This is a genomic window from Knoellia aerolata DSM 18566 (assembly GCF_000768695.1).
Classification (GTDB): Bacteria; Actinomycetota; Actinomycetes; order Actinomycetales; family Dermatophilaceae; genus Knoellia; species Knoellia aerolata.
The window spans coordinates 1-399 of the sequence record NZ_AVPL01000191.1 but is presented as its reverse complement, the minus strand read 5'-3'; the positions used below and the strand labels follow the sequence as shown (position 1 = coordinate 399).

The following is a 399-nucleotide window of genomic DNA, read 5'->3' as shown; positions in this document are numbered from 1 at the left end:
CGCACCGCGGCCGCCGCGTCGTCGAGGGAGTCGAAGCCGGCCTCGGCCGCGGCGGACAGGGCCGTCGCGTGGGCGACGGCGAAGCGCGACGCCGCCGCCTCGTGGAGCGCGACCGCGTCCCGCCAACCCTCCACGGCCGCCACGGCCCGGTCATGGACCCGGGAGATCGCTGAGGGATCGACCGAACGCTCGGAGCCGCCGCGCGGGCCGGCAGCGGGCGGCGGTTCCTCACCCGTCAGACCACCCCCGCAGGGGCAGTCGGCGTGCCGGGCGGCGAGGACCCGCGAGGTCTCGGCCTCGGTCTCCTCGTCCTGCCTCGCCTGCCGCGCGACGGTCGTGGCGCGCTCGAGGTCGCGCCGGGCCGACGTCACGCCGACCTCCACCTGGGCCGCCGCGGCC

General features: G+C 79.4%; 1 protein-coding gene. It reads right to left on the bottom strand.

The window, feature by feature from the left end; all coding sequences use genetic code 11:
* On the bottom strand, positions 1–399 hold a 399-nt coding region (locus tag N801_RS21265), incomplete at both ends, for a hypothetical protein (protein ID WP_035941190.1).